At 41.6% G+C, this 9,246-nt stretch carries 5 protein-coding genes; 2 read left to right on the top strand and 3 right to left on the bottom strand.

Annotation, left to right across the window (positions count from 1 at the left end; all coding sequences use genetic code 11):
* The first annotated feature begins 48 nt into the window (after nucleotides 1–48).
* Complete coding sequence (locus PKC96_00660; protein HML99835.1) at nucleotides 49–2,685, top strand: discoidin domain-containing protein; 2,637 nt, start codon at nucleotides 49–51, stop codon at nucleotides 2,683–2,685.
* A gap of 31 nt (nucleotides 2,686–2,716) precedes the next feature.
* The gene (locus tag PKC96_00655; GenBank protein ID HML99834.1) at nucleotides 2,717–5,278 is read left to right on the top strand and encodes a hypothetical protein; all 2,562 of its coding nucleotides are present in this window, start codon (nucleotides 2,717–2,719) and stop codon (nucleotides 5,276–5,278) included.
* 68 nt (nucleotides 5,279–5,346) lie between these two features.
* Here PKC96_00655 and PKC96_00650 read toward each other — a convergent pair whose 3' ends face one another.
* The 3 genes from PKC96_00650 to PKC96_00640 form a co-directional block, all read right to left on the bottom strand.
* Entirely contained in the window at nucleotides 5,347–5,946 is a 600-nt protein-coding gene (locus PKC96_00650) for a nitroreductase family protein (GenBank protein ID HML99833.1), read from the bottom strand.
* 84 nt (nucleotides 5,947–6,030) lie between these two features.
* Nucleotides 6,031–7,401 (bottom strand): aldehyde dehydrogenase, encoded by a 1,371-nt coding sequence (locus tag PKC96_00645; protein ID HML99832.1) that lies wholly within the window; start codon nucleotides 7,399–7,401, stop codon nucleotides 6,031–6,033.
* A 130-nt stretch (nucleotides 7,402–7,531) separates the two neighbouring features.
* A complete protein-coding gene (locus tag PKC96_00640; GenBank protein ID HML99831.1) occupies nucleotides 7,532–8,878 on the bottom strand; it encodes an SLC13 family permease in 1,347 nt (448 codons plus the stop codon).
* Between the last annotated feature and the right edge of the window lie 368 nt (nucleotides 8,879–9,246).

Here is a 9,246-nt window from a genome sequence, read left to right as displayed (position 1 = left end):
TGATAGGTATTTCTATAATGTTATTAGAAATACGGGATGGAGAGAAAAATGAAAAATAGATTAAGAACATTGTTTGCTTTTATGGCTTGTGCGGTAGCGCTTTCGGGATGTAACGGAAGTGGAAAAAGTAGTGATTCCTATTCATCGAATTCATCCTCTTCGGAAACGGAAGTTATGAATCCGGAAGACTTTTCTTTTCCCGCCAATCAGGTGACCACGACCAAACTTGTTACCTATCCAGGACCGGATATTATGGATAGTTCAAGCAAAGTTTCAATCACCGTTAATGATAATCCTCTATTTGTTTATGAAACGCGCGTTAACCATATGCGCAGCTTCACCTTCACTTATTCACAACAGACCAACCCCGTCGCCATTTTTGACTTTGAAGGCCACGTTGAAGTGGAAATAGATGTCCATAATGTTGAGGCGATTTCTTCGGTAAAAATCAGTCCGGAAGCCTATGCGGTGAATGCCGAAATAAGTGGAACGACGATTAAGTTTGGTCTTGATTATAGTGCGAACTACATTATTGAATATAATGGCGATGCCGATAATGTCATCCATCTTTTTGCTAATCCGTTGGAGACGGATCCAATCGATCCAAACGATGTTCCCGCCAACGTAACCTATATTGGACCTGGAGCCTATGATGCGGATGCCATTCCTTTAAAAAGCGATTCGACCATTTATTTGGCCGGCGGGGCATACGTATTTGGCCAAATCAGAGCCGAAGGCGTAAGTAACGTAAAAATTAGAGGTCGGGGAATTCTTGACGGTCAAATCTATGATCGGATGAGCGATAATCAGTTTACCCTCCCGATTGAATTACGCAATTCGACAAATATTGAAATTGATGACATTGCCATTCTTGATCCCGCGGGTTGGGCGATAACCCTTTATTTCTGCAATCAAGTGACAATTTCTAATATTAAGATTATTACCGCGCGCGCTAACGGCGATGGTATTTCTGTTCAATCATCGAGCAATGTCCTTGTTACGGGCGGATTCGTTCGGACTTGGGATGACTCTTTGGTAGTAAAAAATGTCGATCGGGGATCGACAGAGAACATTCATTTTGACAATGTTGTCGTATGGACAGATCTCGCTCAATCAATGGAAGTCGGTTATGAAACATATGGCCCTTCCATGGATGAAATAACCTTTTCAAACATTACCATCGTCCATAACTTTCATAAGCCAGCTATGAGCATTCACAATTGCGACGATGCCAATATCACCAATGTTACTTATGAAAATATAACCCTTGAGGATGGGCAGATGTTAGGCGATGTGCGTGATGATGGGGAAGATGATTACTTAATTGATATTACCATCGCTTATAACGTCGAATGGACTAAATCCGCCGGAGCCAGAGGTTCGATAGACGGAGTAACTTTTAAAAACATTAAAGTCCTCAACATGGCGGACACGATTATTTCGCGTATTAATGGCGAATCTGAAACTTCGATGGTTCGGAACGTTAGTTTCGAGAACATCAATATTGCAGGAAAGACAGTTGAAAAGGCCAGTGATTTAAAATTGGTTAATAACGCCTACACCAGTGGATTTACTTTCACCGGCGGCGAAACAGCGCGGGGAGCGATTATTAACTTACCCTACACCTTGACTCTGGCGGATAACGATGTAGCAGTTGACAATGTGATCGGTATTGAGCAGGCGGGTTTAATTGTTCCTGAGTTTGCTTGGCTTAAAGGCGGATTGAGTTATGCCGGCGTTCCAGCAAGCGGTGACTTCAGCGCCGCTGCGACCCATGGTAGCGGAACATTAGCCGTTACCCCTGGGGATGATGGCAGCGGGGCCTTTGAGCAGAGTGGACATGAAGCAGACGCCATTTTAAATGGTTCGGCCGATACCACCTGGATAAGCGGAGAATGGAAAGATGAAAAAGATGAATTTGCCGCACTCACGATTGAATTTAATGCAATTAAGTATGTTGGGCAAGTCCGTATTTATGGATTGGCTGACAATATATTCTCTTATGAATACTCAATGCAAATTTGGGGAAAGAAACTTAAGAGCGATGGTTCAATCAGCGATAAGTATGTCCGAATTCTCCCTACTCGGGACTATATGATGACGCCTCAAAACGGAAATGCGATTGATGTGGTAATAACCGCTCAACAATACGCGGGCATCCAGATTCGTTTTTACCGCACTGAAGGGTTCTTAAAAGCTCCTCATATTGAAGTAAGCAAAGTGGATTTCTTTGCTCCGTCACTAACATTTGCCAAAGCGATTGTGGATAGCACGCCTTATGAAGACGTGTATGATGTCAGTAAAATTAACGATGGCAATACAGAAGGAACTTCCTATTATGAATCGGAGTCATTGCCGGCTTATGTCGTAATAGATATGGGCGATGTTTATAACATCTCTTATATTGTTCTATCGCTTCCGCCATCCTTACTATGGGATCCGAGAACTCAAAACATCGAAATTCAAACTAGCGCGGATAATGTTGCCTATGATGCTGCTAAGACGAGTTTTACCACTTTATTTGCGGCCGCGGATTATTTGTTTGATCCGGCCCGGGGAAATATGGTGGCGCTTCCGCTTGATAATTCGGTTTCAGCCCGCTTTATCAAGATTATCATCTCATCCAATAGTGCTGTCGGCGGATACGGGGCCCAGCTATCCGAAGTCAGCGTCTATGGAGAATAAATTCATATAATCAGTCAAAGGAGGCAGAAATATGAAAAAAAGCAAACTAGTTGTTTTGCTTGCCGTAACCGGTCTTTTGACCGCATGCGGTACCACAGGTGGTTCTAGTAGCTCATCCCAAACGAGCACGCCATCATCTAGCGAATCAAGCAGTGAAGGTACATCTTCATCGTCTTCATCATCCAGTTCTTCCGAAGGACTATACGTTGAAGATCCGGAGCCAACCCCTACTTATGAAGATGAAACCCCGGTTGTAACGAGAGCATTCAACCCATTATTTGATAGTTATCTTGATGATTTTTCTTCGTCGACACCGAAAGGTACCGTTGAAGGCGATGCCACTTATTTAGGAACGCCATATCTTCAAGTTAACATTGATAATACGGGGGAAGAAAAAACGGGCAATACTCCAGATGCCGCAGTCTACAAATATGCGACGGGAACCTATGCCCTCCAAGAATATCAGATAGCATTTAAGCTCAAACTGATTGCCGGCTCCTTAAATCTTCACGATTTGAAATTGGGACTACGGGGAGACGACAGTTACGAAGTCTATTCGATACCTTTTGATGAAGTGTATGATGGTGATTTAGAGCCGATGGCAGAACTTTCAACGGAGTATCAAGAGTATGTCATCGATCTTAATAACACCATTTCAGATGATAGTGTTGAGTATAAATTATTTAGTGACGGATCTGACTCCGGCGTTCGTGTTCTGGAAAAAGTCCTTGGACTTCATCTTTTTGTCGGAGATGATGTTAAGGCAAAATTAGGCGTCGGAGAAGTTGCCATTTATAAGGCTGGTGTTAAAACCGTTCTTGATGATTTTGCTCGGGTCGATGTCAGTAAGGCTGATGCCAACTGCTGGTGGCGGGGAAGCGTGGGAAGCATTGTTCAACGCAACGTAAAACTAGTTGATGGCGGAACCTATTCGGTCAGTGATGCGAGTGCCTTAAGTGAATACGGTAATCTTGCCCTCACTATGAAGGGTGATTTCCGTAATTTACTCGTTTATCCTATTCTTAGCGGGGAGCAAGGAAATCCTATTTCCTGGTCGGAAGCGCAAGATCCCGATGGAAATGCCCTCTTCTTAACTTCCCATTCATTTAAAACCGCAGTTTTAAATTTTGCCAACAGTGGAATTGAAGGTGAAGTAACGGGCTTTGTGTTTATCAGTACTTCACAAATGTGGATTAATTCTTTATTTGCGACCAATCTTGAATCCAAGACGGCCGAATTACAATATCCATATGTTGATTTAGCCAATGCTCAGGTGTTTGATAATTTCGATGGTCGGATTCAAGCCTCATTAAATGATGACTATGAAGCCAGCAGTACCAATCCGGATATCATCGCCGCCAACCTATATTACTCGCTATCCTACAACAACGGCAGTATGGTCAGTGTTAAAGATGGCGTCTTGACTTTTGATGCCACTTCATTACCAAGTGCCGGATATATTCAGGCCAAGGAAGCCAGCAGCGTCGTCAATGGGGCACATTACCAATATATGGTTATTGCTCTTAAAGGCGAGGAAGGTGCTGATCTCAGTGGCTTTAGAATTATGGGTACGGGATCAAATGCTGTTTATGCAAATGATTGGTATAGCGGATTTGGTTTAAGAACTCCTGCGCTTGATGTTACGGACTATCCTTACATCGATGCCAACGGTTTTGTCTATATGATTATTAACCTCCAAGAATCAGGCTTAGAAGTTGCCGATACTCTGGATATGTATTATTCGGGAACCGGAAAACTGATTATTAACGAAATTCTCTTCGCTAATAAAGTTGCTCCTTTTGATGAAACAAAAGCCGAATCAATTGGCGATGAAGGAGACGTTGACTTTACTTCCGGAAGTTATACCTATAAGTATCTGGGATATAACGGCGATCAATTCCCATATTTAGCCTTGACCTTTAAGGGTGACGGGACTGTCGATTTAGCAAGTTTCAGAATCGGCAATAATGGGGCGACCAGTTGGTTAAAAGACGGTGCTTTAATCGATCCTTTCGGCAATCCCATTACGGATGTAGGCTTAACTACGGAATCAAGAACGATTATTATTGATCTTGTAGCGAGCGGACTTTCGGTGACTGATCCGGATCTTCATGGTCACTTTGGCGATTTTGGCGATAATAATGGCGTGGTGACAATTGAAGCGGTGGAGGCACTTCCGTTAGCAACCTTCACGCGGATAATCGATGCTTCTTCGCATCCGATTACCTATACGGCTGATGGATATACCTACGGATTTGGCATCGGTGATTTAGACAACCCGGCTCGGTACTTGACTTTGAGTATCGTAGGCGATGGAACTGCTGACTTGGCAAGTTTCCGTCTTGAATTCGCAGGGGCAACAATTTGGAGCAGTGCCCTGGTTGATCAAACCGGCAGCCCAATTGCCAGTGTCGTTCCAAGCACGGAAGGAACAATCGTGGTTATTGATATGTTGGCTTCCGGATTCGACATTGATGCTATGTACGGAGCCATGCATTTCCACTTTGGCGGATCAGGCGTTGGCGGAACAATTACCATCAATGAAGTTGCTTATATGGACTATAGTCCGATGAGCTATGCCGATCTTCTATAGTTAATTGATAAGTCGATAAAAAAAGTTAGGAGTTACGCTCCTAACTTTTCTTTTTGGTTATGAAACAATTACCGTTTAATCAGTAAGCGTTCTTCGATGGGGAGAAAACTCTTGTCGGAATCGGCTTCGCCATGTTTTTCTCCAAATGGCATCTGCGCAATCAACGACCAAGAAGATGGAAGGCTAAACACGCGTTTGACCTCATCGTCAATCAACGGATTATAATGCTGTAAACTTGCGCCGAGATTCAAATCGCTTAGTCCCACCCAAATAGCATATTGGAGCATGCCATTTTGCTGCTCCGACCACCGTATGAAATTTTCGCGATATAGTGGGAAGTCATCGCCATACTTCTTTGTGACCGCGTCATCGTTAAAAAAGAGTACGGTTCCATAGGCGGCTTTAAAGGTGTTGATTTTTGCTTCCGTTTTAGCAAAACTTCCCTCCGGAACAATCTTTCTTAGCGTCTCCATAACGATATCCCACATTTGGTTGTGACTTTCATTTAAAAGCAAAACCACTTTTTGACTTTGCATATTAAAAGCCGAAGGAACGTACTTAACACTTTGGGAAATAACCTCTTCAATCTTGCTTTCGCTGACGGAAATATCTTTTCCAAGGGCGTAAATAGTTCTCCGGCCTTTAAGAAATTTATTAAAATCGTCCATATACTTCATCTCCTTATTCTTTAGCAATATCATTATATCGACCTTAATTAGCGGCGACTAATGAAACGCTCATAGAAAAGAAAACTACTTCAGAATCTTTTTTAAAAAGGAAAGCTTTCTGTCGCTACCAGGCTGATAACGAACGCTAAGATCGGGATGATAGAATTTTTGATGAATACTCTTGTAGTGCGAAAAGGTTTCAAATCCCCATCTTCCGTGATAGCTTCCCATACCGGAATTGCCAACGCCGCCGAACGGCATGTAAGGAGAAGCAAGATGTACGATGCAATCATTGATACACCCGCCTCCAAAGGATACATGGGCGATTAAGTAATCGGCAAAAGACTTTCTTTTGGTAAAGATATAAAAAGCGAGGGGCGTGGGATTCTTGTTAATAATGGCCATAAGTTCGTCATCGTTATCGTAGGTAATTATGGGGAAAATGGGTCCGAAAATCTCCTCCTTCATTACGGCGTCTTCAAGGGTGACATTATCTAAGACCGTTGGACAAATTTGATTGGTATTTGGATTTGCTGTTCCTCCGAATACTACTTTTGTTTGATCGATTAAGCCAAATATCCGTTCAAAGTGTTTTTCATTAATTATTTTTCCATAGGCCGGATTTTTAAGCGGGTCATCACCGTATTGTTTTCGAATTTCTTCATTGATGGCAGCGACTAATTTGTCTTTGATTGAGCGCTGAACGAGAAAGTAATCCGGAGCGACGCAGGTCTGACCGCAATTTAAGAGTTTTCCAAAAACGATTCTTCGGGCACTGACGGCAATATCGGCGGTTTCATCAACAATCGTAGGTGATTTTCCACCCAATTCCAACGTTACCGGTGTCAGGTGGACACTGGCCTTTTCTTGCACTAAATGGCCGACAGATGGAGAACCGGTGAAGAATATATACTCAAATTTCTGATCCAATAAGGTTTGATTTTCCTGTCGGCCTCCCAAAACGACGGCCACATAATCCGGAGGAAAAATCTCCTGGAAAATTTTTTCTAATATCAGACTAACCTTTTTCGAATAGCTCCCCGGTTTTAATACGACGGTGTTGCCACTGGCAATAGCCGCGATTAATGGGTCGAGAGTAAGCAGAATCGGATAATTCCAGGGGCTCATTATTAGGACATTTCCAAAAGGAGACGCAATCCGCCAACTACGGCCGCGAAAATTGGCTAAAGTGGTTTTAACTTTTTCTTTTTTCATCCATTTTTTAAGATGCTTCTTAACATAATGAAGTTCGTCATAGACCATACCGATTTCACTGAGATAACTTTCGAAAGGACTCTTTCCGAGATCAAGTCTTAAGGCTTCGATAATATCGGCCTCATGACTATGCAGGCTTTGCTCAATTTTATCTATAGCTTGCTTGCGGAAAGAATAGGATAAAGTGATTCCTGTAGCAAAAAAATCTTTCTGTTTTTGGACTATGTCGGCAATTTCCATAATACTGACCTCCAAATTCATTATAGCCTATTTTTATTTTCTTTAAATAATGTGGAATTTTTGAAACCTAAAATAAGTAAAATTTTTACGTTTTGCTTATCCTTTAATATTGAAATTAAGTGTTTATATCTTATAAACCTAAACCAAAGAAAAGCCATACTAAAACATAGGCTGAAAAAGTAGCAATGAGCGTAAACGGAACGCCTATTTTCATAAATTGTCCGGTGGATACCGTATAATTTTTCCTTTTTAGCAGTCCAATTGCAGCAACATTAGCCGAGGCTCCGATAGGAGTCAAATTACCGCCGAGAGTTGCCCCGCAGAGCAGGCCGAAATATAACGGAGTAGAGATGCGTAATATTTCTGTGGCAGTCGCCCCATCACCGGCGAAAGTAATTCCTAAAATCCGTACGACTCCAAGCATCATTGCCACATAGGGAATATTATCAATAAAGGCGCTGATAAGAACTGACACCCAGACGATAATTGTGTAAGCAATAAATAAATTAGAGTTTGATACCGTGGCAATTCCTTTTCCAATCCAGTCGACGATTCCCGACTGAGACAAGGCGGCTACAATGACGAATATCGAAAGTAAAATAGTAAGAGTTTGATAGTCGACTTCCTTAATGGCCTTTTTAGCAACTGCGCTGTTATGCGAACGAGCAATTTCGTATATGAGACCGATAATCATAATAGCTAGACAAATGACGCCATTGATTAACGGAAATTCAATGGGTAAGAACGAGGCAACAATTAGCGCGAGCAGTAGTAAAAGCATAAGGTAGGAGGGAACAAAATCGGTAACTTTAGTCTTTTCCTCAATAACGATGGATTGCTTTTCTTTACGAAAGACAAACAAAAGCACAACGGCTCCCAGTACAAGACCAATTTGATTATAAAAGAAGAGAGAGGGCTTTCCTAAAAACCAAAAGAAATCAGCGAAGTTTAATCCCATATATCCGCCGAGAAGTATAGAGGTGGTATCGCCTACTAGCGTGGCTGCACCTTCCAGATTACTGGCAACCGCAATGGCAATGATGGCATTTACTGGATTAGCCTTGGCTTTTTTAGCGGCATCAAAAACGATAGGAGCAATCATCAGAACTGTTGCCACATTATCGATAAATGCGGAGACAACACCGGCAAATAGAGCCAAAGAAATAATAGCAAAGCGATAATTAGGCGAACGATCCAATATTTTATCGGCGATCAGAGCCGGCATGCCGGTATCAATAAAAAGCGATACGAGGCCCATTGTCCCAAACAGCATCATTAGAACATTCCAATTTATTCCTTCAAAAAATAGATAGTGGAGCGACATATTGGGAATAAACCCTATCAATCCCAATATGAGCATAATAACGGCGCCACCTAAAGCGAAGAATACCCGTTTTTGGGCAAATACCAACATTAGTGAGTAGGTTAATACAAAGATGATAGTCACAACAATCATTGTCGTATCAAAAACGGGCATAAGAAACTCCTCCGGTAAAATGATTCTCCTTATTATATCTTATGACTAAGCGGTTGTCGGCATAAAATTGGTTTTATAGCTATACTAAAATATAATTGATGGGAAATATTAAATTTCGCCGAATTTTAATCATTAGTTTTTCTTCGAAAAGAAATGTTGGTTTAGTCGTAATTTATAAAATAAAAAAATATTATTTTATGACTTGTTGGTTTTTATCCAGGTCGATTAAAGCCGGTGTTTTTTATTTGATTATGAAAAGAAACGCAAAAAAGCAATTCGGCAATTTTGACTTTTGTCTTTATGTATTTTTAATTTATAAAGTGAATTAGGAGATGGCTTATTTTTTTATACATATATAGTTATATAGA

Source organism: Bacilli bacterium (assembly GCA_035326105.1).
Taxonomy (GTDB): domain Bacteria; phylum Bacillota_I; class Bacilli_A; order RFN20; family CAG-826; genus UBA7706.
Note: the sequence above shows the minus strand (reverse complement) of the source record. Positions and strands in the feature narration are given on the sequence as shown.